Source organism: Brevibacillus aydinogluensis, assembly GCF_961514395.1.
Lineage (GTDB): Bacteria > Bacillota > Bacilli > Brevibacillales > Brevibacillaceae > Brevibacillus > Brevibacillus aydinogluensis.
In genome coordinates, this window is record NZ_OY569118.1 from 3,960,001 (window position 1) to 3,984,606 (window position 24,606).

The following is a 24,606-nucleotide window of genomic DNA, read 5'->3' on the forward strand; positions in this document are numbered from 1 at the left end:
GTGCCGGCCGGCACCTGTACGTCGACGATCGCTCCTTTGGCCTTGCCCAGCAGTGCCTGGCCCACCGGGGATTCGTTGGAGATCTTGTTGTTCATCGGATCGGATTCGGCGGACCCGACGATGGTGTATTCGACGATGTCGCCAAACTCCAGGTCTTTCAGTTTGACGGTGGAACCGACGCTCACCACTCCGGTATCCACGTCTTCGTTGGTGATGATGCGGGCGTTGCGCAGCATTTTTTCCAGCGTGAGAATGCGCCCTTCGATAAAGGCCTGCTCGTTTTTCGCCTCTTCGTACTCAGAGTTCTCGCTGATATCGCCATAGCTGATCGCTTCCTTGATCCGCGCCGCTACCTCTTTGCGTTTAACCGTTTTCAAATCCTCCAGCTCTTGTTCCAGTTTCGCCAAACCTTCTGGTGTAAGAATTACTTCTTTTTCCGACATGGTTCAATTCCCCCGTTTACAGATAATTCCTTCGCACCTGGTAAAGTACAAAGAATTATATGTAGATGTTCTATACAATATACAGTTCGATCGTGCATGACATAAGGCTTCATAGGGAAAGCTGCCAGGGTGAACTGGCAGCTTGAGTCCTGATAATACGGTGTATTATAGGATATGAAGGAACCCTTGTCAATGTCTGGGATGTTACGAGCTGACGGCTTCATCCGGCACGAAAACGTCTGCTTCGTCGAGATCGTCGGCGTGGTTTTCCACCCATTCGACGTAGTCCATCAAGATGCGGCGCAGCTCTTCCTCCGTCTCCACGGCATTGATCAGGTTTTTGGCATGGGTGGCCCCTTTCAGCCCTTTCAGATACCAGGCTGCGTGCTTGCGCATCTCCAGGATGCCGACGCGCGGCCCCTTCAAGGCGATCAGCCGCTGAGCGTGCAGCAGGCAAATCTCCACTTTTTCGCGGGCTGTCGGCTCCGGCGGCAGCACCCCTTTGGTCAGGTACTGAACAGTGCGGTACAGCATCCACGGGTTGCCCAAAGCGGCTCGGCCGATCATCACGCCGTCACAGCCGGTCATGTCCAGCATGCGGCGCGCGTCTTCCGGCGTCGCGACGTCGCCGTTGCCAATCACGGGAATGGAGACCGCTTCCTTGACGCGGCGAATCCAGTTCCAATCAGCCTTGCCCTTGTACATCTGCACGCGGGTGCGACCGTGGACGGCAATCGCCTGGGCACCGGCACGCTCCACCGCCTGGGCGTTTTCAATCGCGTACAGATGCTCGTCATCCCAGCCCAGACGCATTTTGACCGTAACCGGTTTGTCCACGACATCAACAACCGCGGAGACGACTTCGTATATCTTGTTCGGGTCCAGCAGCAGCCGGGCGCCGGCATCACAATTCACGATCTTGGGAACGGGACAGCCCATGTTAATGTCGATGATGTCCGCGTTGGTGTTCTTGTCAACATACTTCGCCGCTTCGACCAGCGTTTCCTTGTCTCCGCCAAAAATCTGCAGGCTCAACGGCTTTTCCCGTTCGTCAACAAACAGCATATCCATCGTCTTCTTGTTGCCGTGCACGATTCCCTTGTCGCTGACCATTTCGGCACAGACCAAACCGGTGCCAAACTCCTTGGCGATCAAGCGGAAAGCGGGATTGCACACCCCTGCCATCGGCGCAAGAACGACGTTGTTTTTCAACTCGATGTTACCGATTTTCATTTATACACAACCTCCTTTTCCCGCAAGGTACAAGTGACCTCTGCGCTGATACATGCGCGGGCGGGCGATGCGGAGAGCGTCTGACCCAGCTGAAAGGTCATTTACTATTTATAGCACATAATTCTTCGTAGTCCACCTGTAAAGTGCTGGCGATTTTGCGCAGCACCGGTTCGGTCGGCGTGCGGGTGCCCCTCTCCAGTGAACCGACAAACGACAGGGACACGCCCATCTTGTCAGCCAGGGTCTGCTGCGTGTACCCCTTCAACTTCCGGAATGACCGTATGCGATTGCCCAATCGATTGTTCCCCACTTTCGTACCCCCTTGTCATCCTGCGGCAACAACCGGAGAAGGTCATCGACGGTCCGGCCGAATACGGGAAGCGGTCCTCCCTCCCAGACGTCACGAAGCGGAATCAGAACAAATGCCCGATCAGCCATCTCCGGATGGGGAATGACCAGGTGTTCCTGCCTCACCGCTTGGCCGCCGTACAGCAGCACGTCGATGTCGATCGTGCGCGGCCCCCAGCGGACGGTGCGCACACGTCCCAGTTCCTGTTCCACTGCCAGCGCTTCCTCCAGCAGTTTTTCCGGGGACAGATCCGTTTCCACCGCGATCGCCATGTTCAGGAACGCGTCCTGCTCCACGTACCCGACCGGATCGGTTTCATAGACGGATGAGATCCGCACGACGCGGATGCCCTTCCGTTCGTTTAGCTTTTGCACTGCCTGCCGTAAGTTGTCCGCCCGGTCCCCCAAGTTGGAACCAAGGGCGAGATACGACCGTACCGTCATACGTTCATGTCCTCTCTTCTGCGCGTCATCTCGATGGCAACCGAGTCGTATTGGCCGTTGATGGGCGGGTTGGGTTTCGTCACCTTCACCGTCACTTCCGCGATCGGGAATGACTGCAACAGTTGGCCGGCAATGCGGGCCGTCAACGCTTCCACCAGGTTGTATCGCTCTGTTTCGACGATTTTTCGAACACAATCAAAGATATCGGCGTAATTGACCGTATCGTTTAGATCGTCGCTGGCTCCGGCGCGGGACAAGTCCAACGCCAGCACCAGATCCACGTAAAAACGCTGCCCGAGCTGGGCCTCTGCTTCGAAAACGCCGTGATAGCCGTAAAATGACATGCGGTTAAAGTAGATTTTATCCAACAGGGAGGCCTCCCTTGCACATCGCGTCCATCATTGTGACGACCCGCTTCATTTCCTTGACGTCGTGCACCCGGACGATGTGGCAGCCCTTCGCTACGCCCAGGGCGACGGTGGCAGCCGTACCCTCCATTCGGTCATGCACCGGCAGGTCGAGCACCTTGCCAATCATCGATTTGCGCGACGTGCCGAACAGCACCGGATAGCCGAGCGCGACCAGATCGTCCAGGCGGCGCATCGCCTCCAAATTTTGGTCCAGCGTTTTGGCAAACCCGATCCCCGGATCGAGGATGATCTGCTCGTCGCGGACACCAGCCTCCCGCGCGATGCGGACCGATTCCCGCAGATCGCGCACCATGTCGCAAAAGAAGCGGGAGTAGGCCATGTCTTCCCGGTTGTGCATCAAAATGATCGGAGCATCGTAGCGCGCGGCAACCCGGGCGATTCGCCGGTCCCGTTTGGCTCCCCAGACGTCGTTGATGATGTGGGCGCCGGCTTTGATTGCCTGCTCCGCCACTTCAGACTTGTAGGTGTCAATGGACAGCGGGACCTGCACTTCCTCCACCAGCGCGCGGATGACCGGCATGACGCGCTCCAACTCTTCCTCCAGTCCTACTTCCACAGCACCGGGGCGCGTCGACTCTCCGCCGATGTCAATGATGTCCGCTCCCGCTTCCACCATCGCGCGAGCCCGGGCAACCGCCTGATCCAAGTCCACGTACCGGCCGCCGTCGGAAAAGGAGTCGGGCGTCACATTCAAAATCCCCATCACCAGGGTCCGCTGTCCCAACGGCAGCACATAACGGCCGCAGACCAGCCCCCGTCGCTGCCGAAGCTGCCGACGCATGGTCAATAGCTCCAACACTTCCTGTGCCGCTTCCAGCAGGCTTCCTTCCTGATCCGGCAGCCGGTGCAGCAAGCCCTCCAGCTGACCTTGTGTCGCCTGGATCAGAATGTCGGCCACTCCGGACGAAGCCGGATTGTCGAGGACGACTGCATCGCCTCCGCACGCCTGTACGCTTGTCCGCAGCAGTCGTGCAGCTGCCGGCGACAGACGTTCCAGGTGGATCAACAGCGGTTCTCCCGCTACGGCCAGCCGCTCCAGGTCGGACTCGCACACGTTTCGGTCAGACAGTTCCGCCGCCAGTCCGGCCCGGCTCCGGCCGTGTATCACAAATGGATTGTGCTTCATCTGCCTAGCTCCCCTTCAGTTGTCAATGACAAGGTGGCATGTTGATTGATAGCATACCATACTTACCTACCGGACGCTACCGATTCGCGGTAGGCGCGGCGCAAAGCACGGGTGTATTCCCCGTACGAAGCCGGCACCGGTCGGCCGTCGATTGTGCTCACCGGCACGACCTCCTGCACCGAGTTGGTGACAAACACTTCGTCCGCCTGCACCAGCGCATCCGGCCGGTACCATCCCTCTTGGGCGGGGATGCCGAGCTTTTGCGCCAGTTTCAGCACATGGCGCCGGGTCACGCCGTCGAGAATGCCTGTGTCCGTGGAAGGCGTGTACAAGTGGCCGTTGGTCACCCAAAACAGGTTGCTGACGATGCCCTCTGCCACATAGCCTTCCCGTGTCAAAAACAACCCTTCCACGTCCGGCTGTGCTCCCAATTCCAGACGGGCCAGCGCGTTGTTTATATAGTTGTGCGATTTGAACCGCTGATGACCCTCCGCCGTCTGGCGCGGTACGGACAGCGTTTGCAGTTTCTTGGGCCGGGGCGGTTCCGTCAGGGGCGGCACTTCTTTTGCAAAGATGAAGAGCGACGGCCTCACATACTCATCCGACGCCAGGCCGACTCCCTCCGGCCCGGCTGTCACGCTGAGCCGCACATACGCGTCGGCCAGCCCGTTGGCATCCGCCGTCCGCAGGATCGCGTCAGCCAATTCCTCCGCCGTCCACGGCGCTTTGATGCGCAGCGCCAACAGCCCCGAACTGAGCCGGGCGTAATGGTCGTCCCACAGAAAGAGGCGGCGCTGGTAGACGCGCACCGTTTCAAACAGGCCAATTCCGTACAGGAAACCGTGATCCAGGACGGACACCGACGCCTGTTCCGCAGGCATGATTGTTCCGTTTACGTAGATATGCATTTCGCGCTCGCTCCCGACAATCGGTATTCGAGTTCATCATACCACATTACGTCCTGCCTCAGCGCTCTTTCCGCGCACCGTGTACGGTGCATCATCGGGGATGGCGACATGGTAATCCCTACAAAAAAAAGGCAGTACGCACGGGACGCACCGCCTTTTTCTGCCGGATGGCTGTTGATTGGCTTCAACGCTTCTCCCCGTTTTTTACGGAGACATCCAGCCCTTGTATTTTCTTTTCCTCGTCGTCGTTGGTCAGTTCCCTGGCCGCCAACTTGAACTCCGTCAACGTCCGGCCAAAGGCGCGGCCGATCTCCGGCAGCTTGCTCGGTCCAAAGATGACCAGGGCGATAATCAGAATCAAGATAAGCCCGGGGATACCAATGCTGGATAACATGTCAGGCTACACTCCCTCGCAGATTAAAAGCCGGTGATGGCAATGACGCCAGGCAGAGCTACCGAGCTGCCGCCTTTCGGCCAGTGGCTGGTCGGCCGGTCGTAGGACGTCAGGTTTTCCCCCGGATGCTGCACGGACAGGAACAACGTCTTTTCGTCCGGGGTAAACCACGGGCCGGTCATCTCCGCGCCGACCGGTGCAGATGCAAACTGCACCGCTTCCCCTTTGTGGTCTCCGGAGGTCGGGATCAAGTAGACGCCGTTGTTGCCGAATGGCGTGTAGATGCCGCTGTTCATGGACGATGACGAAATGTCGGTCACCACCCAGAGGTTGCCTGCGCTGTCAAACGCCATGTTGTCCGGTGCCGCAAACCCGCTCTGCGGACCGCCGGCGGCAAAGATTTCAAAGGTAAATGCGGTGCCGGCATGATTGCCGTCCTGTTCAAACAGGCGGACGATCTGGCCGTAGAAGTTGCCGTGCTTTGCGTTGTTCGTCATGGCGATAAAAACGCTGCCGTCGATCGGATGAACCTCGACGTCTTCCGGCCGGTCCATCGGGGTGGCCCCTACGGCTTTGGCCGCATCGCGGCAGTTGACCAACACGTCGGCCTGGGAGGAAAACAGCGGTTTGCCCGCGCTGTCGGTCGCCTGCTGCAGCACCTCGTTGGAGGCATAGTCCAGCGCAATCCAGGCGCCCTTGCCGAAGTTGGCCACGTACAGCGTACCTTCTTCCAGCAGCTTGGAGTTTTGTTTGCCCGCTTTCGGGTCGTATTTGCCTTTGGAGACGTATTTGTACACGTACTGGTCGTTGGCGTCGTCACCCATGTAGACGACCAGCTGTCCCGTCGGCGCGATCACCATGGCCGTATTTTCATGGGAAAAACGGCCCAGGGCGGTATGCTTTTTCGGCGTGGATGCCGGATCAAACGGATCCACCTCCACCACCCATCCGTAGTGGCGGCTGTCCGGCAACTTGCAGTCGTTCACCACGTCCTGGAAGTTTTCTTCGCAGGAGAGGATGGTGTTCCACAGCGTCACACCGCCGGAGCAGTTTGCAAACGTGCCGGTCACTTCCTTGGCGATGGACGCGGCCGGGCCGGTCAACACGTGTTTGGTCAAACCGCTGACGCGGCAACCGTAGGCGGAGTCGCTGACCAGCTTCCACCTGCCGTTTTCCTTTTTCACTTCGATCACCGACCCGCCCAGCGCATACAGGTACTTCCGGATTTGCTCCGCCGTTCGCCGGTTCTGTTTTGGATCGGCGTTAAGCGCGTCATAGCCGGTGACGTAGTATTCCAGTTCGCCCAGATACTCGTGATTTACCCACAGGAGGCCGTGGTCCGACCTGCCGTCAATCGGGAGGAAACAGGTGAAGTCAGCGTTGAAGCCAAACGTGTCGCCTGCCTTGTTGATTCTGTCACCGTAGACAGCCACGACGTCGTATCGAAATCCTTCGGGCAGCACTACATCGTCCTTGGTGGTTGGCCGGATCGGTTTGAACTTTGGGGAAAACTTGTGCTTTTTTGCCTCCAGCCCGAACAGGTGGTCGGCCGTTTTTCCGGAGAGCGATTCACCCGCTGCCAGCGCCGGTATGCCGGTCGCCAGTGAAGCCAGCGCTGCCGCACCAGCGCCGAGATATGTCAAAAACTGTCGACGGTTCACGTCCATTGCACATTCGCTCCTTTACGTTACGCATCTGTTACGTCGATTGTACAAGCGAATCGTCGACATTCGGTTAATTCCGGATAAATGTTGTGTTAATCTTTGGTCTATTGAATAAAAAAGCGCCCGAGTGCATCGGACGCTTTCACATTATCGTTATCCTGCTGCTTGTTTCGCATACGTATCAAGGAAGTTTTGCAGTAGCTGTTTGCCGTACTGGGTAATGATCGATTCGGGGTGAAACTGCACGCCTTCGATCGGGTAATGGCGATGGCGCACGGCCATGATCTCCCCTTCCTCCGTCCGTGCGGTCACTTCCAGCACGTCGGGCAGGCTCGCCTCCTCCAAAATCAGCGAGTGGTAGCGCGCCGCCGTAAATGGAGAGGGAATGCCGCGAAAAATCGTCTGGCCGTCGTGATACACCTCGGACGTCTTGCCATGCATCAGCCGCTCGGCACGCACCACCTTGCCGCCGAACACCTGACCGATCGACTGATGGCCCAGACATACGCCCAGCATCGGAATTTTGCCGGCGAAATAACGGATGGCCTCCATGCTGATGCCCGCCTCATTGGGCGTGCACGGCCCCGGCGAAATCATCAGGTAGTCCGGCGCGAGGCGCTCAATCTCCTCCAGCGTAATCTTGTCGTTGCGGACGACCCGCAGCTCCTCGCCCAGCTCCCCCACGTACTGCACCAGGTTGTAGGTAAAGGAATCGTAGTTGTCAATCATCAAAATCATACGCTCAACTCCTCTCGACTCGCCTTTCTCTGCTCACTCAACTCCAATGCTTTCCACAACGCTTCCGCCTTTTTCAGCGACTCGACATACTCTGCCTCGGGACGGGAGTCGATGACGATACCCGCCCCCGCCTGCACGTGGGCCATGTCGTCCTTGACCACCATGGTGCGGATGGCGATGTTGACTTCCACGTCGCCATTAAACCCGAACCAGCCAATCGACCCGGTGTAGACACCCCGTTTGACCGGTTCCAGCTCCTCGATGATCTCCATCGTCCGCACTTTGGGCGCACCGGTGATCGTCCCGCCGGGAAATGCAGCCGCGACCGCGTCAAACGCGTCTTTTCCCTCCGCCAACTCTCCTTCCACATGGGAGACGATATGCATGACGTGGGAGTACTTTTCCACGACCATGAACTCGCTCACCCGTACGCTGCCGTACCGGCATACACGGCCGAGGTCGTTGCGCTCCAGATCGACCAGCATGACGTGTTCCGCCCGCTCTTTTTCGTTCTCCACCAGTTCGCGCACCAGTGCCTCGTCTTCCGCGTCGTTTCTTCCCCGCGGGCGCGTGCCGGCGATCGGCCGGGTGCTGACTGCGCCGCCCTTTACCTTGATGAGCAGCTCCGGCGAACCGCTGACCAGTTGAAACTCGGGGAAGTGCAGGTAGCCCATGTACGGCGACGGGTTTAGCTTGCGCAGCACGCTGTAGACGTCGGCTGGCATCACCCGCATCGGCTTGCTCTGCCGCACCGAGAGGTTCACCTGAAACACGTCCCCTTGGGCAATGTACGCCTGCACGCGGCGCACCGCCTCTTCAAACTGTTCCTGGCCAAATGACACCTGGGCCGGGGTGGCCGACTCCAGCGGCCGCTTGCGCAGCGCGTCCCAGTCGGTATCGTCCGCCTGTGCGTCCCGGGTCAGGGATGTAAGCTCTCGGGCCCGCTGTGACAGGAGCTCCGCCGCGTCGCGGTACGAATCTTCCGTCAATCCGCTCGTCGGCAGGTGCGTCAGGCAGTAACATTCCCGCGTCGCATGATCAAAGACAAGAAGGTCTTGCACTATCATAACATACAGGTCGGGCAGCCGTAAGTCGTCTGCAGCGATCTGCGGCAGGGTCGGTTCAAAAAAACGGTTCATGTCGTAACTAAGGTATCCCAATGCGCCGCCGCAAAAGTCGGGCAGACCCGGCACAACCGGTGTCCGGTAGCGGGCCAGCAGCTCACGAAGCGCAAACAGCGGGTTTTCCCCTGTTATCCGTTCAGTTTGGCCGTCAGCGAACGTGACTGTGGTTTGCAGGTCCTTGCTCTGCATCACCGCGACGGGCTGCCAGGTGAGATAGGTAAAGCGGCCGGCTCGTCCGCTCTCCAAGAGCGCCGCTCCCTCCAGTGAGGGCTGCAGGGCATTGAGCAGTTCCCACGGGTCCAGGTTCTCCGGCCAGGCGAAGCGTACAGCAAGCGGGACGTACGGATACTCGCCAGCATACTTCTCGATGTCGGTAAAGGATGGCAGGATCAAATCAATTCACGCTCCGTCATTCTGCTTTCTCGCCTCCAGCATATCACATTCACCGGGGATGTTTCGCGGTTACTTTTTGGCTGCGCGGAACGAATCGCATGAAATAAAGAACGCCGGCCGCAAGCCGACGTTTCATTTGGTCCAACGCTTCTTTCCGTCTTATTCTTCAAACTGATACAGCGGGGTGGACAGGTAGCGTTCACCGTTGCTCGGAATGACCGCCACTACTTTTTTGCCCCGACCCAGCTTCTGCGCCACCTTCAGCGCGGCAAAAATAGCCGCACCGGAAGAAATGCCGCCGAGAATCCCCTCGTTGCGGGCAACGCGTCGTGCCGTTTCGAAGGCTTCCTCGTTTTCTACCTTGATGATCTCGTCATACACATTGGTGTCCAGAATCGCCGGTACAAAGCCGGCTCCGATGCCCTGAATCTTGTGCGGGCCCGGTTTTCCGCCGGACAAAACGGGCGAGGCGGCCGGTTCCACGGCGACAATGTGGACATGGGGGTAATGTTCACGCAGCAGTTGACCAACGCCTGTGATCGTCCCGCCGGTGCCGACACCGGAAATAAACGCGTCGATCCCGCCGATTTCTTTTGCCTGCTCCAAGAGTTCCCGACCGGTCGTCTCCCGATGCACTTTCGGGTTGGCCGGGTTGTTGAACTGCTGCGGCATGAAATAGGAAGGATTTTCTTTCACCAGCTCTTCCGCCTTGCGAATGGCGCCGCCCATGCCTTCGCTGCCCGGTGTCAGCACCAGCTCTGCTCCGTAGGCGCGCAGCAGATTGCGCCGCTCAATGCTCATCGTCTCCGGCATGACCAGGATGGCGCGGTATCCTTTGGCTGCTGCCACCATGGCCAAGCCGATCCCGGTGTTGCCGCTCGTTGGTTCGATAATCGTGTCTCCCGGTTTCAGTTTGCCTTCCGCCTCAGCAGCTTCGATCATCGCCAGAGCAATCCGGTCCTTGACGCTGCTGCCCGGATTGAAAAACTCCAGTTTCAGGTAAATGTCGGCCATATCAGCGCTGACGACGCGATTCAGCTTCACCAGCGGCGTATACCCGATCAGGTCCGTAATGGAATTGGCGACACGCATCGTGTCAATCCCCCTTTTTATAACCTAGTAAAATGCTAGGTTTTATTGGCATAATTATAACAAGGTGTGCCTAGGCCGGTCAATGAGGCATTTGCCCAGATATCTGGGCGCCGACCGCCTTGCGCAATCGTTACAAAACGATCGCCACCGGGTAAAGGCGGTCGACGAGCGGTACCCTGGTTTACATCTCCTGCATGATCTCTTCCAGCGCCGCTTTATCGTAGTGGTAGCGCTCGTTGCAGAAGTGACAGTGGACCTCTGCTTCGCCCTTTTCTTCAATCAGGGCCGTCATTTCCTCTTTGCCCAGGCTGACCAACGCCTGGCTCACCTTTTCCGGCGAACAGGTGCAGCGAAACTGAATGTCGGTCCGGCTGAGAATTTTCGGCTCGTCCAACACGCGCTCCAGAATCTGTTCCGGCGTCAGACCTTCCCCGATCATCCGGGATACCTGCGGGAGCTGCCCCAGCCGTTCTTCGATCCGGCTCACTACCTCGTCCGGCGTACCCGGCAGGAGCTGCAGAATAAACCCGCCGGCGGCCAGCACGGAGCGATCTTCCGGATTGACCAGCACACCCACGCCGACCGCAGACGGGGTTTGCTCCGAAGTGACAAAGTAGTAGGTGAAATCCTCGCCAATTTCACCGGAGACAATCGGCGAACTGCCCCTGTACGGCTCCTTCATTCCCAGGTCTTTGACCACGTACAGAAACCCGTCGGTGCCGACCGCGCGAGCCACATCCAGTTTGCCCTTGTCGTTCAGTTCAAAGTGAACGTGCGGGTTGGTCACGTAAGCGATGCCTTCCCCGTGGGCGTTGGCCTCGGCGATAATCTGCCCAATGGGCCCGCCCCCTTTTACTTTGACGGAAAGCCGCTCATCTCCTTTCAGCATGGCCCCCATCATCAACGTGACGGTCAACGTCCGCCCTGCGGCCGCCGTCGCCGTGTTCCACATGTCGTGGCGGCGTCTCATTTCTTCAACAATGCCGGTCGTCCGGGCGGCAAATGCGCGCACATGCCCGTTATACCCGGTCGCCCGTATCAAATAATCGCTCATGCAGCGATCCTCCTTTTGCCATGACGTCTGCAAGAAGTAGTGTACCACAAGAAAACCGATGCCGCTCAAGCCAAGCGTGCAGCGCGGCGCATGGACAGATTTCCGACTCATCCGGGCGGTATCCATCACTTTGTCACACACTTTGAAGCAGCAGTTTGGCCAGTAATCGCCCCCAATCACAACAAGCCGGACAAGTCGTGTCTGCAAAAAAAATCCCCTCGTCAACGGAGGGGGATGCGTATTCTTTATTATGAAGTGTTGTCACGTCAGGTATTCTTTGAGCACGCGGGAACACTTTTGCTTGCGCAGCCGATCAATGGTGGTCGCCTCGATCTGACGGATGCGCTCTCGAGTGAGGCCAAACATCCTGCCCACTTCCTCCAGCGTGTAAACATGGTCGTCGTACAGGCCGTAGCGCATGGCGATAATCTCCTGGGCGCGCGGGCTAAGACGTTCCAGCGCGGCTCGCATTTGAACGCGCAGATCGATCTTCTCAATCCAGTCTTCCAACGACGCTTCTCCGTCATCTACGATCTCCGCATAGCTCAGGCATTCGTCATCATGTTCAAATGAGTTGGGTTCGTCGTCCAGTTCAGCATCAATCGATTCCATTTTGAGCATCAGCGCATACTCAATTGCTTCTACTTTTTCTACGGGAATGTCCAACCAGTCGGCAATCTCCTGCCGATCCGGCGTGCGGTTCAGCAGGTGGGCCAGGTGAGTCACCTGCTTTTGATAGTGCCGAATCTGCTCATGCATGTGGACGGGAATGCGGATGAGCGCACCTTTATCGTTAATCGCGCGGGTGATCGCCTGTGAAATCCACCAGTGGGAATAATGGTAGAGACGGACACCTCGGTTCACATCAAACTTGTCAATGGCAGTAAACAGGCCGATAGTTCCTTCCTGGATCAAGTCCATAAACGGCATGCCCTTTTGTAAATGGCGCAGGGCTGTGCTGACCACATAGCGCAAATAGGCCCGCACCAGCGTCTCCCGGGCGCTCAAATCCCCGTCACGCTGATAGCGAACCAGGCAGTCCAGCTCTTCCTCTTTGTCCAACATGGGTGTTGCAGCGACGCTTTCCAGAAACAGCAGGGTTGACGTGTCGGACCGCAACGAGCGGGGCACGGTAATACCCAACTGCTTTTCGACTTCCCGCCAGCGACGGGGAGTAGACTGGAAAGTGGAGGTACTCACAGTCATATGCAACCCTCACTTCTCTGGAATGGATATTCACGTTGAGGTACAAGCCAGTTGTTCTCGGATGCGTTATTGTATGCGTATTTCGACAAAGCCTGGGCAATTCCTCCCTGTTTACAGAATATTAATGTTAGTATTAGCAAATAGTTGATGGGAGCGCTGACATTTTTAGGTATTTTGCTTTACACAAAAAGCATCCCGAAACAACGGGATGCTTGGAGAAAAACGTCGAAAATTCGCGATATCTCCAGCCGGCATTACCGCTTTAGCTCCTCGACGCTGACGACGGGAAAGGCGTGAGCGGGCAGTAACGGCAGAAACGGACGCTCGTCCACGTACGCAACGACCACATGAGAGGGGCCTACCATTGTCTTCGGAGCAAGCCGGAGTTCCTCCCCGCGCTGGGTCACCACCACAATCTGCAGATGACCGCCAGACGGACGCTCTGCGCCGGTTATTGCCTGCTCCAGGTGCAGAGCAGCTCCGTCGTACCGCAGCCGGAGCTGCAGATCCTTACGCCAGGAACGAAAGTCGACGTAATGGCGCACAAACCGCAGCGGATCGGTAGTGACGCTGTCGGCGGCCGGCAGGTAGCTGCTGCCTTCCCGGCGATAGCCGCCATTCTCCCGCATGCGCTGGTCAAAGCGGAGCAGCGCCTCTTCCTCGACCAGATCAATGACGCCCTCTGTCTTCAACACTGGCTCGACTGCAAAGGTAGCGTGATGGTTGGCCAGTTCCAGCAAGGTTTTCACTTCCATCTTTTTCTGCATGGCAATGTCGGCGTCGACGACAAACAACCCCACCAGCAGAAATAACAGCAGAGCCGAAATGGACAGTACATTGATGCCCGTAAGCCTCCCCTCCCTTTTCAAACCGTTCGGGCAGCTATTTCCCATGGGCACCGCCATTCGATTGGGCAAACAGCTTTATTCGCAACCTGGTTTATAAATCGTAATCCATGATATTGATCGTCCCGTACCGCTCCACCCGCATCGTTTCGCTGCCTACAGGAAGCAGTTGAGTCAGGCGCGGATAGGGGATTTCCACCTGCAGTAAAAATTCATCTTCGTGACTCCACAATACCGGATCGGCCGCCCGCGTTCTGACGATGCTGACGGACAGCTCTGAGTCATGCAGGAAGAACGATTTTTCCGACAGTTCCCGCGAGACAAAGGAACGGACGTCAGCCAATACTTCTGCATCGCTGCCGCCCCCGTGATTGCTGACGTATTTGGCGGCGGCAGCGCTCACCTCCAGCAATTCGTTATGCGTCTGCACCACGGTATGAACCTGCAGGATACCTAGCGGGACCAAAAGAAGCACCATCACATTGAGAAGAACGGCCACAACCTGTCCCATCAGCCCGTCCCAAACCGCGTCACGTTTTCCAACAGGTCCCCGAAAAACCGCGTGCAGACCGAAAGGAGGTTGTCGGGGCCGCTCAACAGCAGGTGAACAGTTATCGGCAGGACGATCACCATCAAGGCAAGCACAGCAATGAGTTTGTTCACACTACCACCCCGGATCAAAGTATTCGGAGGGACGACTGCCCGTAAACAAGAACGCGGCATTGCCTTCCGCAAACTGATTCAGCCATTGGGCGACACGGGACGGCCGGACGATGAGGGTAAGCGTGACCATTTCGTTTCGCTCCTTCAAGGCCCGCTGCTGCTCCGTTTGAGGCCAGCTCCCCGCAAACACGTCTCCCGTCACATCCCAGCCCAGCTCCGCCATCTTTTGCCGGTAGTAATCGGCAAGGGCCGGATCGAGATAGCCGATATCCTGCATGTCATCCAGCACATCAGCGAAAATGCTGCGTGCGATCGCTCGTTCCATGGTGTACATGTGGCTGGCCGCAACGGCGGAAAACAGCACAATCATGACAGACAGGCAGATGAGAAATACCTTTGTCTTGACCATCTAAGCCGGTCAGCGATCGTTCAATGAAAGCTGAACGTCGCTGCCCTGTACACCCTTTCCTGTTGGGTTTGATACAACTGTTTTGAGGAATCGCTCCCCCATATAAACGCGCACAGACTGCCAACCATGACCAGGATGATGAGAAACGTCTGCAGATTGAGCATCAGTTGCTGGAGTACGGAGTGCCGTCCTGCATTTCGAACTGCACCCGTTCGCTTCTGGTGTCGTATTTGAGCGAGCGGACCGAATTGTTGATGCGTTCCGCCGATTGGTTGGCCGATGGGCTGAGCTCGTTTCCGTAGGAACTGACGCCGATGCCAAGCACCATGACACACGCCAGGAAGATAAAAAACATTTTGGACATACGAAACACTCTCCTTACATGATTTGATCAGGTTGACAAACTGCCGAAAACATGAGCGGGGGAACCGGTTTGTCCTAAGGGATGGCCTGGTTTATCCAATGAACCGCCCTGTCGCGCAAACCGCCCTCATGTACAATCGAGCCGTTTACCTTTGACAGACTGGATACGATAATGCCCAGTGTCAATACAATGCAGATGAGAATGGAAAAGAGCTTAGTCATGTTGCTGCCCCTACCTTACGTCAAGTATTTGTCGAGAATCTCGGTAAGCAACTTGTACCAGGGAAACATGGCTACCAACAATCCAATGTAGAAAGCCGGGTAAACGATCACGCTGTAGCCAATCCCCAGCGATTTGATCTGCTTGCGGTGACGATACATGCGTCGATGATCGACCGCCCACTCCAACCGCTGCATGGTGACAGCCATCTGCCCCTCGCTTAGGTGCTCGACCGTCCTCATGCTGGACACGAGCATGACCGCGTCGTCCACACCAAGCCTGCGCTTAAACGTCTCCAGTGCTTCCTCGCGGTCCTTGTTCCACTCTGACAACGTTGGCAGGTACTCCTTCAGCTTGCGCGTAGGCCGTGCTGCCTTGACCATCGCATTGTATATGGGCACCTGGTTTTCCAGCAGATTTACGTATCGGTTGACGAAGCGGGCGATATCGGTGCTGAGCACTTCCTCGCGGTACCCCGCCCACATCTTTAAGCCGACGTACGGCAGCATAAAACTGATCGCAGACGCCACAATCAGGGAAAACAGCGGAAAAGACTCGCCTGCGCTCAGCATCCCCCACAACAGAATCAGCACACAAACGGCACTCCCGCTGGCAAGCTGCAGGAACACCCACTCCGGTTTTCCCCAACCAAACGGCCGGCCTGCTCGCGCCAGCAGTTTTTCCCACGCGCCGTCTTCCTCGGCGTTGACCGCCTTTTCCCACAAGCGGCGCCACTGCCCGGTGACAAACAGCCTGGGGCGGCGCATCGACGCCACCTGCTTGCCGATGGCAAACACGGCCACAAACACGAACAGGGACCCCAGCGTCAGGCAGACATACATGAGCAACAAGCGCATCAGCGATACCTCCGTCCCCAGATGAACGCTAATAAAATGGAAAGAGCCCAGACCGTTACCGCGAGCGACAGTATGGCCTGTCCGTCAGCGGTAAAGAAATACAGGCGGTATGAATCTTTCAGCAGGCTCTGGTTGTAAGGAATCAGACAGATGCAGATCAGGATGACCAGAATCAAGCTGACCCAGATCGCGTAAATCTCAGAGTTCCTTTCCTCTTTTTCGTCTTGTTGAATAAACATTTCGTTGGTCAATCGATTCAGTGCGCTCTGAATGTCCTCCGTCTCGCCTTCCAGACCGCTGGCCGCATACATGGCAAAATCGTGGGCCCACGGGTGATTAATCCGCTCGGCGAAGATCTCCACCGCCCGGACGGGATTTCCTCCGTCCGACAGATGGTTGTTGAGCAGCAGCAAATCGGGCAGCAGCTCTTTCGGACATTCTTCCACCATATCTCGAAACGTCAGGATAATGTTTTTCCGGCTGCTGTAATAACGTGCAAACAGGTCGACAAAGCGGCAAAACGCGCCAATTTTCTTGTTGATGCGCACTGTATAGCGGGCGTACAGCAGCAGAGTCGGCAGCAATACCAAGAGCACAAACAGGGACAGGGATACGACGATATTGCCAAGCAGGATGCCGGAAACAAACCCTGCAGCTCCCCCAATCAGCGACAGCAGAATATGGGCTTCCGGCGTACCGCCAGCGATCCCGCACCATTTTTCGTACCTCTCGTATATGATGCGGTTTGTTTTGTGGCGCAGCATCCTCTCTCGCCACACGGCCACCGTCTTGGGAAAGAAGACGTTGGGAGCGGACCAGGTACGGTACAAATGAAGTCCGAGCAGCCAGAACCCGGCAAACAGGCAGACAGACATGGGAATAAACAGCAGGTGTTTCATAGCATCCTTCCCATATCGATGAGACGTAACTCCTTTAAGACAGCCAGATCAGCCCTGCCCACGTGGCACATGTATTCCACCAAATGTTCGTCCAGCTTCTTCCCGGTCCATTCATAAGCACCTGTCTGCCTGTTGCGAAAGACAAGCGGCACGGACTCAACCCGGTTCATCACGTCGTTCCATTCGCTGACATGTATGGCGTCGATATAGCGGTGTCCATTATTCCGATAGGTCAGTGAATTGACGAAATTGACTGCCCGACTGATCCTCTCCTGGGTCAGTTCAATGCTCCGTCCGCCATATTGATAAACGAGGTCGGTCAAGTCTTGCAGTGCCTTGTGTGGAAATCGTTCATGCATGGCGGCGATCGTAGCGTCTGTTCCCCGCACGCCGGCGTTGACAAAGTGATACGCTTCGATCGGCTCCCGTATCTCCCCGATCAGAATCGTGTTGGCGGTGGTCCGGTACATGTCCTTGAAGCAGCTTTCCAATTCGATGCCGATCTCTTCCACGTTTTGCAGTTCGATCACCTCGCCCGGCCAAACATCACCAAATCTCATTTCATGTTCACTTTCAAAAATCGTGACGTACTCGGTTTGAGGGTCTTTCAGTTTTAACATGCAGAGCATCAGCGTTGTCTTGCCCGCTGCCATCGGTCCGATCACCAGGACGTTGCTTCTGCCGTACACCTGCTGCTCCAGCAAAAGCTGCACCCTTTCGTCAAACGTGGGCAGCGGCTGCATTCGCAATTGGTCCAGCGAAAACGAAGGCGTGGTAAAGCGGCGCACAATGATGGTCGGCACCCGGGAATAGGGAAAGGTGAACATGGTCAGCCTGGCTTTCAACGAATCGAGATACCCGCTCAAGCGCGGCTTTTTTTCGTGAAAGGTCAGGCCGGCGGCATTGGTCAGCTTTTGCTGAAGCGTCTCCACCTCCGTCCAAGTGGGTGTGTACGGCAGGCTCTTTTTTTGCCCCTGCTCGATGTACGCCACCGGTCGACCTGCTGACACCCGTACCTCCTCCACCCATGGCGACAAATGCAGGACGGCATCCAGAATTCCCCACCCGTACGTGGCAAACAACAGCCCTTCGTATCCGTTGACATGCGGCAGAATTTCCTCGGTTACCGGCCGCTTCAGCACTTCTTCAAAGTAATGCTGCAAACGCAGGATGACATGGTTGTGGCTGTTCCGGTCGCCCATCTCCGCGAGGGTCAATATCCGCTGCATCTCCATCTTCTCCTCGGGAGTGGTGCCAAAGTGGTTCAGGTAGTCGCGGGCTGCTTGCTTGAGGTCTTCCACATCCTTGAGCTGCGATGCGTTCCATTGTCGGATAGCGGTTTTCATCGGCAAACCACAGCTCCTTCGTCCGCATGTACCGCATCCACCATCGCCTGCAGGCTGGTGACGTACGGCTTGGGCGGAAAGATTTCTTCCACCAGCACGCTGTGACTGCGGTGCGATTGAATCAGCCGGGCATTGGAAATGCGCGGCACCACTCCATATACGGAGATTCCTTCACCGATGCGGTACGTCTGCCCCTTGTCCAGATGACTGAGCATCACCTGATACTTCACCCCCCGCTCTGCCCAGGCATGAATCCACGCCTTTGCGTTCTCGATGCCAAACGGATCAGCCCGCACAAAAAACAGATTGCGGTCGGACTCGTAAATCAACCGGTGCAAGGCCTCCGTCTCCGGAAAGCAGTATCCCCAGTCGATGTAGATGTAATCGAACTGCTGGCGCAGGGCCGTGAGCAAATTGGAGATCTCTCCGCTTTTCCAGTTGCATGTGGCGCTGGCATAGTAGAGGTTGGGCAAGTGGCTGATCTGTTTGCAGCCTCGCTCCCACTTGCGGGCCAGCGCTGTGCGCATTTCCAGCAGGTCTGGCCGAAACAACGCCAGATGATGCAGCTGCAGCTTGAAAAAACGGGTCAAATCCGGCTTTTGCGCGTTCATGTCAAGAACGACGATGCGCTTGTCGGGATTGCGCTTTGCCAGCAGAATCGGATAATTGATGCAAAACGTGGTGATGCCTGAGGAACCGTAGCTCATCAAAGTGTAGACAATGCCGTCGCCCTTTGCGGCGGGCAGTTCCTCGTTTTGCTGCGTAACGCCCAGTATCAGCGCGATTTTTTCCCGGATCTCCTCCTGGTTGAGAGTGGCCGGAAGGATGTACAATCCGGCTGGATCGATTTTCTCCATGACTGTTGCGATCAGGGATTCATCCTTGTACAAAGGCACGATGATGACGGGCACACCCTCCGGGAGAACCTCCTGCACACGCGGCAGCCACTCCCAGACCGGTTCGTCAAACATTTCGGAAAACAGCACCGCTGCTTCCGGTCGGTACAGTTTGGCGAGGCGAAAATACTCTTCGGCCGACTCTGCAACCAGCGACTCGCATTCCGTCGGCAGGTAGGTTTTGACCAGTGATTTCATCGGAAAACATACAAGGGTTCTCATGGGGTCCGATCCTCCGCATCGGAAATTTGACCAATCTGAATGGTCCCGTACATCATGGCTTCGCTCAATGCGACATACTGCTGATCGGAAAGGTTGAAGCCGATATAAGCCGTCAAGGCGGTCGGCTGCGCACGGTAGTCGCGGTAACGCTTTTCCCCGTTCAAGAGCGGTTTTTCCCGGGAGCCGTTAAACACAGCATCCATGTGATCGGGGCCTGGAAGCATGCTTGGCTTCAGCGTGTATATCTCCGTACCGTTGCTGTCCTTCACCGTTGCCAACCGGCTTTCAAACAGCAGGTCGGCCGTCGCGTTCGTCTTGCGAAAATGCGTCGGTTCGGGCAAATGCTCCAGCTCCGTCGGCGGCTTGTACTTTACCCAAATCTTGACGCGGTCCCCTTTTCGCAGCTCGGTGATGGGTTCGATAGACGTCAGCGGAAATTCGTAGCGAGCCTCCCCCTTTTCCGGCAGCAGTTGCGTATCGGTCAGCTTCTGTTTCAGCACTTGTTCCCCGGCGTAGATCGTCTGGGAACTGCGTTTTCCCAATACGCTCTCCAGCGATTGAAAAGACCCGGGCAAAATCTCGTCCACTTCTTCCTGAACCAGCACCACGTCCTCTCGCGTGATCGGTTCAAAGGGGTCGATCTGTTTTCCTTCGGCCACCTTTACCACCGGCGCAAACAGCCGTTCAATGGCCAGCGCGTCGATATACCGGGTCGCCGCGTAAAAGCAGGAACCGGCCAAGAGAAACGAGAGCAAACTGATGAGCAGCAGCGTCTGCTTTTTCATAACATCCTTCCCTTTTCCGAGTGTAGCAGCGGTAGGAACCGATGTTCCTCCTCCGTGTACAGCTCCAGCAAGAGGCTGGCTTTTGCTTGGGCAGCCGCCGTTTTCTCGCTGTCGATCAGGGGAATGACCGCGTCAATGCCTGGAGCAAAACGTTCGCTGTTCCAGAGCGAGATGGTTCCTTCCACCTTTTTCATGATGGCGGAGCGGCTCAGATATTCGTTCCATTTGTTTGCGATCAGCCTGATTTTTTCGCCGTGTTTCTCCCACCACGAGGGCGTTTCTTCTGTCAGAAACAATCGGGTAAACCTGGCCAGGTCGGAATCGAACACGACCCAGATTTCGTCAGCCAGATCCATTACCCGGACGGCCTGTTCTTCTTTCCAGCGCGAAGACAAATCGATGACGACCGTGGCGCTCTCTTTGGTCATTCTCAGCAGCCAGTCCGCCGTGTCGGTCGGAGTTAATGATTCATTCGACAAAGGGGTATCCACCAAGATGCGCAAGTGATTGGATTGCATGAGGAGCACGGATGCGGATGAGTTCTTGAAGCGATGATGCGCTCTGCGTTCGCAGTCGAGCGCGAAGTAATAATAGGAAGCGGTACCGGGCAGTTCGCACAGCGTGACGGAAACTCCGCTGCCGGCCAGCAAAAACGACGCGTTGGCCGCCAGGAAACTGGCGCCGGCCTGGGCGTACAACCCGGTTACGGCGATACAGCGGCGCACCGCTGCAGGTTGTTCTTCCGTCAAAGAGGCTGACAGTTTGTCCTTTAATGACTGCCACAATCGCTCTTCTTCCCGGGATCGGGCGTATTCCCTCTTCTCCAGTTCGCGGAACTGGGTGACGAAGCGGTTTACCTGCTGAAACATCGCTTACCCCGCCTGCGAACCCTTCTGATTCTCTTTCGTCAGCAGGTACTTTTTAAATTTTTCCACCATTTCCTTCATGGTCAGCGACTTGCGGTGATAGTAGTAGATTTTTCGGAGCCGTTCGCGCTCCTGCGGGGTGAGCTCCTGCTTTACCTGGCTGACCATGTCCTGCAGCAGGGCCAGTTCCACGTTGTTGGGCCTGCCTTTTCGCGGAGGGTTGGCAAAAAGCTGCTGCTGCTTCTTGTCAAACGCATTGGGATACTCCACCAGCCACATGTCCACCAATGATTCGATGTCATCGTACGTGCGAATCCCGAGCTTCATCAGGTATTTGAAGTAGGCGGGCAGCGTCCGTTCGCGGGCCTGTCCCATCTGCCAGCGCTTGATAAATCCCGTCGGCGTCGTCAACAGTTTGGTCACGTCCCGAATCAGTGCGCTGCGATTTTCCGACTTGTATTGCACAATCGCCTCCTTGACGAGCGAGAACAAAATGTCGTGGTAGTTGGCCTCATCTGATCGGCTGCCGTACTGGAGCAGATACCAGTCTTCCACCGCCTGGTCAAAGTCTTTGCGGCATGTGGTTAACCGGAGCTGGTCTAGGTGTTCGTAAAAGCGATCCAGTCCGTAGCGGGCAACGAACTCTTCCTGGTAACTGCCGAACACGTACGCGATGAACACTTCTTTCAACTCTTCCAGTGAAATCAGGCAATTCGTTTGTTCGTAGCAGCGTTCGACCAATTCGATTGCGCTATTCACAATCACTTCAAATTACCCCCAATATTTACAAATTTATACATTTATAGACATTTTGCTACATCTCTCGCGCTTCGTCAAATTATTTTTCCATATCGGAAAAATGGGGGATGATCCGCCTCGCACGCACCCGTGCAAGGCGAATCCCGAGAGGTCTACTCCACGTAAAAGTAGAGTTCCTCTCCCGTCGCGAGCAGAAGAGCGATTCTTCCCCCGCGCTCCATGACGGTTGGAGCACTCTCCATCGTCACTGCCCCGTCATTGAGTACAACTCTGCTTCCAAATCGGTGCACAGACTCGATCTGGAAGAAACCCTGCGGCATGCGGTCCAGCGACAGATGCCTGCCGGGTTTGTGCTTTTGGTAGCGGACTCGCCTGCCCAAAAGCAGCTCCACGTTTGCGGAGCATTTGTGGTGAGCTTCTACTGTTGCCATGCGCAACGCCTCCTTTTCTCACCAACATACGGCCGTTTCATGTGCTTATAAGCCTATGAAACTACCTTTACCGTATGAAAAGACAGCGCATGGACGCAAATAAATTTTACGGTTCGTTCCACAATTCAGGATCGGCCAGTTCGGGATACATGTCGGTGATCATGTCGAAAGGGGAGAAATACAGGGTATCGACCAGGATTTTCAGCTTGTACTTTCTCAGCAGGCTGTATGCCTGCTCCGTCTTTCCGAAGATGCGGGGAAGCTGCCGCAGGTCCTGCAGCTTCATCAGTTCGCGGCACATGTAGTCAATGCAGATTTTGGCCCGTTCCTCCCCCTTGACACTCTGAAAGTACAGCGGTGGAAAGTGGCGGCGGACGCCCGCCAGCACTTCCCGGTACACCCACAGCACCTTTTGTTTTTCCGTCATTCGCGGAAGGTACGGATACGCGTATTCGACCATGTAGTAGACGTCCTGCGGCTTCGCCTCGATCGGCGGCTCGATGTACTCGCGGACCAGATGCAGTTTCAGTTCCTTGACGTCCTTGATGCTCATCTCCTTCCGCGCCTGCTCCGGTGTCCATTTTTTTACCTGTTCGATCGCGTACCGCAAGACAAGCTGCACTTTTTGCTTGCGGTATTGTGCATCTTCAAATTCGTACGGCGAAAAGCGCTTCTGTTCTCCGTTGAGAATACGCTTGTACCGTTCGACAATTCTTGACGGCACTGCTCCTCACTCCTGTCCCATTTCTGGAATATATTGTTACGTTACCATGCAGAAATAGGACAAAAATAACAGTTCACCCGCGCTTATCTGGTTCAAAAATCATAGATGCCCGACTGGGACGTTCTGTCCATCCCGGCTTCGACCTCCTGCCACAGGAGGGGAAGTCGGCTGAAAACCTCCACGCGTACGTGATAAATGCCCTGCCGGTACAAATGTTTTTGCTCTCCCTTTTGATGAATGATCACTGCTTCATCCGCCCGCCGTTTGATGGCCGGACTGTTCAGGCGCCACAGAATCTCCGCCTCCTCCCTCGCGCCGCGAACGATGTCGGCCTTGTTCCGCCTCGCTTCCCTCGTCGTGGCAAACAGATACGTCCGCTTGCTGCCCTCATCGTCGATGTACACCCACTTTCCTGCAGCCCGCGCCCCTTTGGACACGATGTCAGCCGTCTGCTGCGCCTGCATGCTCAACAATCCCGCCTGGCCTGTGAGCAGCAGCAGCGATACCAGTCCGCCCAGACAGAGGAGAAAAAAGAGCGCGGTCAACGTGATGGACCCGCGCTCATCAACCAATCGCTCGCTTATCCCGCGCAAGCGCATCAACTTCCTTCCTCCGCGTTTTCGATCATTACGTGGTAGCTTTCCGTCACTTCCTGCGGCGTGCCGGATGCCAGCAGGCGAAATGCGATCGTCGCCTTCGCCTCGACGTGATTTCCTTTTTCCACGTCCCGCCCGTAAGCGACAGCCGCACCTCCCCCCACGTCATGCCAATGCCCTGCTCCAGCTCCGCCTCGCCCCGTTCCCTGGCGTGGTACTGCGCCAATCCGTAATTGGGCTGCACGGCGGCGATCCGCCCGGCCTCATAGGCGGCCTCCAGCGCTTTTTGCCGGTTGTAGAGAATGGTAAACTGGTCAAACGTAAATACAAACAGTATCCAGACGAGCGGAAACACCAGTACAAACTCCAGGAGCTGGCTGCCACGCTCGTCCCATACGAAACGGCTCCAACGTTTTTTCATCTGCTTACCTCCAGGCCGGCTGCAGCAAATAAGCGGCCAGCAGGAAAACCGCATAGGGAAAAACAAGGGCGGATTCTGCACGACCAGGCAGCCACAACTGCCGATGCGCGGTCCAGCCCGCCGCCAGTCCGTGCAGATTGAAGCGCAGCCGCCGCCACGTCTTCGGACGGCAGCAGACTACTGCCAGGCACAGCAGCAGCGAGTGCAAAAACAGCGGATACACCTCCGCCCAACTGGTCCAGGCGCCGACTGCCATCAGCAGCTTCTGGTCGCCCATCCCCATGCCTCGCACCGCGACCGGCCCGACCGTCAGCAAAAACGCCCCCAGCAATCCGCCCAACGCCAGCCATCCCGCTCCGCTCTGCCACTGATAAAGCAGACCAGCGGCCATTGCGGGCATGGTCAACCTGTTCGGCACCTTGCGGCAGCGCCAGTCAGACCACGCAGCGGCCGCCAGCAGGGCGAACAAGACCGCCTCTTTCATTTGCTGAGCTTTTCCTCCAGTTCCTTCAACTTGGCGTCCTCCGCTTCCCCCAGGGTAGCCAGCGTGGGGATGATCAGGATCAGGATGACGGCGATGATAATGACCATCTCCACAATCGTGACGCCATCCTCCTCCCGGGCAAATCTGCGCACGTATTCTCGAACGAACGACATACAATCCCTCCTTTGCGGTGTGTATTATCACTCTGACAAAAGACAGCGG

Annotated in this window: 33 protein-coding genes (1 of these 33 only partly in view); all 33 read right to left on the reverse strand. The window is 56.6% G+C overall.

Annotated features, from left to right (window positions below):
• Positions 1–443: the 5' portion of a transcription elongation factor GreA gene (greA, locus tag Q7F15_RS19725; protein ID WP_171567557.1), read on the reverse strand. 34 nt of this gene lie to the left of the window's left edge; 443 of the gene's 477 nt are visible here — the first part of the coding sequence; it begins with the start codon at positions 441–443; its stop codon lies beyond the left edge, outside the window.
• A 204-nt stretch (positions 444–647) separates the two neighbouring features.
• A complete protein-coding gene (gene dusB / locus Q7F15_RS19730; protein ID WP_304414821.1) occupies positions 648–1,676 on the reverse strand; it encodes a tRNA dihydrouridine synthase DusB in 1,029 nt (342 codons plus the stop codon).
• A gap of 97 nt (positions 1,677–1,773) precedes the next feature.
• On the reverse strand, positions 1,774–1,986 hold the full coding sequence (locus Q7F15_RS19735) for a helix-turn-helix domain-containing protein (protein WP_171567559.1): 213 nt from the start codon (positions 1,984–1,986) through the stop codon (positions 1,774–1,776).
• Positions 1,938–2,468 carry a 2-amino-4-hydroxy-6-hydroxymethyldihydropteridine diphosphokinase gene (gene folK, locus Q7F15_RS19740; RefSeq protein ID WP_171567560.1) on the reverse strand — a complete coding sequence of 177 codons (531 nt, stop codon included), beginning with the start codon at positions 2,466–2,468 and terminating at the stop codon, positions 1,938–1,940. The genes Q7F15_RS19735 and folK overlap by 49 nt, the downstream gene beginning before the upstream one ends.
• Entirely contained in the window at positions 2,465–2,836 is a 372-nt protein-coding gene (gene folB / locus Q7F15_RS19745) for a dihydroneopterin aldolase (RefSeq protein ID WP_171567561.1), read from the reverse strand. The genes folK and folB overlap by 4 nt, the downstream gene beginning before the upstream one ends.
• Positions 2,829–3,680 carry a dihydropteroate synthase gene (folP, locus tag Q7F15_RS19750; RefSeq protein ID WP_368509265.1) on the reverse strand — a complete coding sequence of 284 codons (852 nt, stop codon included), beginning with the start codon at positions 3,678–3,680 and terminating at the stop codon, positions 2,829–2,831. Before folP ends, folB begins: the two co-directional genes overlap by 8 nt.
• Positions 3,681–4,087: 407 nt before the next feature.
• Positions 4,088–4,933 carry an aminodeoxychorismate lyase gene (pabC, locus tag Q7F15_RS19755; RefSeq protein ID WP_171567563.1) on the reverse strand — a complete coding sequence of 282 codons (846 nt, stop codon included), beginning with the start codon at positions 4,931–4,933 and terminating at the stop codon, positions 4,088–4,090.
• 184 nt (positions 4,934–5,117) lie between these two features.
• A complete protein-coding gene (tatA, locus tag Q7F15_RS19760; protein WP_171567564.1) occupies positions 5,118–5,327 on the reverse strand; it encodes a twin-arginine translocase TatA/TatE family subunit in 210 nt (69 codons plus the stop codon).
• A gap of 23 nt (positions 5,328–5,350) precedes the next feature.
• Positions 5,351–6,994 (reverse strand): PhoX family protein, encoded by a 1,644-nt coding sequence (locus Q7F15_RS19765; protein ID WP_304414823.1) that lies wholly within the window; start codon positions 6,992–6,994, stop codon positions 5,351–5,353.
• A gap of 150 nt (positions 6,995–7,144) precedes the next feature.
• Positions 7,145–7,729, reverse strand: a complete 585-nt coding sequence (gene pabA / locus Q7F15_RS19770) for an aminodeoxychorismate/anthranilate synthase component II (RefSeq protein WP_171567566.1) — start codon at positions 7,727–7,729, stop codon at positions 7,145–7,147.
• Entirely contained in the window at positions 7,726–9,243 is a 1,518-nt protein-coding gene (locus Q7F15_RS19775; protein WP_304415546.1) for an anthranilate synthase component I family protein, read from the reverse strand. The genes pabA and Q7F15_RS19775 overlap by 4 nt, the downstream gene beginning before the upstream one ends.
• Positions 9,244–9,405: 162 nt before the next feature.
• A complete protein-coding gene (cysK, locus tag Q7F15_RS19780; protein WP_171567567.1) occupies positions 9,406–10,338 on the reverse strand; it encodes a cysteine synthase A in 933 nt (310 codons plus the stop codon).
• A 181-nt stretch (positions 10,339–10,519) separates the two neighbouring features.
• Positions 10,520–11,392: an Hsp33 family molecular chaperone HslO gene (gene hslO / locus Q7F15_RS19785; protein ID WP_230077633.1), complete on the reverse strand. Its 873-nt coding sequence runs from the start codon at positions 11,390–11,392 to the stop codon at positions 10,520–10,522.
• A gap of 261 nt (positions 11,393–11,653) precedes the next feature.
• Entirely contained in the window at positions 11,654–12,598 is a 945-nt protein-coding gene (locus Q7F15_RS19790) for a sigma-70 family RNA polymerase sigma factor (RefSeq protein ID WP_171567255.1), read from the reverse strand.
• A gap of 254 nt (positions 12,599–12,852) precedes the next feature.
• Entirely contained in the window at positions 12,853–13,416 is a 564-nt protein-coding gene (locus Q7F15_RS19795) for a hypothetical protein (RefSeq protein WP_171567259.1), read from the reverse strand.
• Positions 13,417–13,537: 121 nt separating this feature from the next.
• Positions 13,538–13,954, reverse strand: coding sequence for a hypothetical protein (locus tag Q7F15_RS19800; protein ID WP_171567254.1), 417 nt, complete (start codon positions 13,952–13,954; stop codon positions 13,538–13,540).
• Complete coding sequence (locus Q7F15_RS19805) at positions 13,954–14,106, reverse strand: hypothetical protein (RefSeq protein ID WP_212132595.1); 153 nt, start codon at positions 14,104–14,106, stop codon at positions 13,954–13,956. The genes Q7F15_RS19800 and Q7F15_RS19805 overlap by 1 nt, the downstream gene beginning before the upstream one ends.
• A gap of 1 nt (position 14,107) precedes the next feature.
• Positions 14,108–14,515, reverse strand: coding sequence for a hypothetical protein (locus Q7F15_RS19810; RefSeq protein ID WP_212132596.1), 408 nt, complete (start codon positions 14,513–14,515; stop codon positions 14,108–14,110).
• A gap of 163 nt (positions 14,516–14,678) precedes the next feature.
• Positions 14,679–14,879, reverse strand: a complete 201-nt coding sequence (locus tag Q7F15_RS19815) for a hypothetical protein (RefSeq protein ID WP_171567251.1) — start codon at positions 14,877–14,879, stop codon at positions 14,679–14,681.
• Between the two features lie 74 nt (positions 14,880–14,953).
• Positions 14,954–15,100: a hypothetical protein gene (locus Q7F15_RS19820; RefSeq protein ID WP_212132597.1), complete on the reverse strand. Its 147-nt coding sequence runs from the start codon at positions 15,098–15,100 to the stop codon at positions 14,954–14,956.
• Between the two features lie 15 nt (positions 15,101–15,115).
• A complete protein-coding gene (locus Q7F15_RS19825) occupies positions 15,116–15,955 on the reverse strand; it encodes a type II secretion system F family protein (protein WP_230077631.1) in 840 nt (279 codons plus the stop codon).
• On the reverse strand, positions 15,955–16,854 hold the full coding sequence (locus Q7F15_RS19830; protein ID WP_171567248.1) for a hypothetical protein: 900 nt from the start codon (positions 16,852–16,854) through the stop codon (positions 15,955–15,957). Before Q7F15_RS19830 ends, Q7F15_RS19825 begins: the two co-directional genes overlap by 1 nt.
• Complete coding sequence (locus tag Q7F15_RS19835; RefSeq protein WP_212132598.1) at positions 16,851–18,200, reverse strand: ATPase, T2SS/T4P/T4SS family; 1,350 nt, start codon at positions 18,198–18,200, stop codon at positions 16,851–16,853. Before Q7F15_RS19835 ends, Q7F15_RS19830 begins: the two co-directional genes overlap by 4 nt.
• Positions 18,197–19,318: a CpaE/TadZ family protein gene (locus Q7F15_RS19840; RefSeq protein ID WP_304414824.1), complete on the reverse strand. Its 1,122-nt coding sequence runs from the start codon at positions 19,316–19,318 to the stop codon at positions 18,197–18,199. The genes Q7F15_RS19835 and Q7F15_RS19840 overlap by 4 nt, the downstream gene beginning before the upstream one ends.
• A complete protein-coding gene (locus Q7F15_RS19845; protein ID WP_171567245.1) occupies positions 19,315–20,103 on the reverse strand; it encodes an SAF domain-containing protein in 789 nt (262 codons plus the stop codon). Before Q7F15_RS19845 ends, Q7F15_RS19840 begins: the two co-directional genes overlap by 4 nt.
• Complete coding sequence (locus tag Q7F15_RS19850; RefSeq protein ID WP_304414825.1) at positions 20,100–20,972, reverse strand: CpaE/TadZ family protein; 873 nt, start codon at positions 20,970–20,972, stop codon at positions 20,100–20,102. Before Q7F15_RS19850 ends, Q7F15_RS19845 begins: the two co-directional genes overlap by 4 nt.
• Positions 20,973–20,975: 3 nt before the next feature.
• Positions 20,976–21,734: a hypothetical protein gene (locus Q7F15_RS19855; RefSeq protein ID WP_171567243.1), complete on the reverse strand. Its 759-nt coding sequence runs from the start codon at positions 21,732–21,734 to the stop codon at positions 20,976–20,978.
• Between the two features lie 146 nt (positions 21,735–21,880).
• Positions 21,881–22,159, reverse strand: coding sequence for a hypothetical protein (locus tag Q7F15_RS19860; RefSeq protein WP_212132601.1), 279 nt, complete (start codon positions 22,157–22,159; stop codon positions 21,881–21,883).
• Positions 22,160–22,265: 106 nt separating this feature from the next.
• Positions 22,266–22,883, reverse strand: a complete 618-nt coding sequence (locus Q7F15_RS19865) for a DUF4046 domain-containing protein (RefSeq protein WP_304414826.1) — start codon at positions 22,881–22,883, stop codon at positions 22,266–22,268.
• Between the two features lie 92 nt (positions 22,884–22,975).
• Positions 22,976–23,482: a hypothetical protein gene (locus Q7F15_RS19870; RefSeq protein ID WP_304415547.1), complete on the reverse strand. Its 507-nt coding sequence runs from the start codon at positions 23,480–23,482 to the stop codon at positions 22,976–22,978.
• Between the two features lie 46 nt (positions 23,483–23,528).
• Positions 23,529–23,900: a TadE/TadG family type IV pilus assembly protein gene (locus tag Q7F15_RS19875; protein ID WP_304414827.1), complete on the reverse strand. Its 372-nt coding sequence runs from the start codon at positions 23,898–23,900 to the stop codon at positions 23,529–23,531.
• 4 nt (positions 23,901–23,904) lie between these two features.
• Positions 23,905–24,384 carry a prepilin peptidase gene (locus tag Q7F15_RS19880; RefSeq protein WP_304414828.1) on the reverse strand — a complete coding sequence of 160 codons (480 nt, stop codon included), beginning with the start codon at positions 24,382–24,384 and terminating at the stop codon, positions 23,905–23,907.
• Entirely contained in the window at positions 24,381–24,557 is a 177-nt protein-coding gene (locus Q7F15_RS19885; RefSeq protein ID WP_230077626.1) for a pilus assembly protein, read from the reverse strand. The genes Q7F15_RS19880 and Q7F15_RS19885 overlap by 4 nt, the downstream gene beginning before the upstream one ends.
• Positions 24,558–24,606 lie beyond the last annotated feature (49 nt).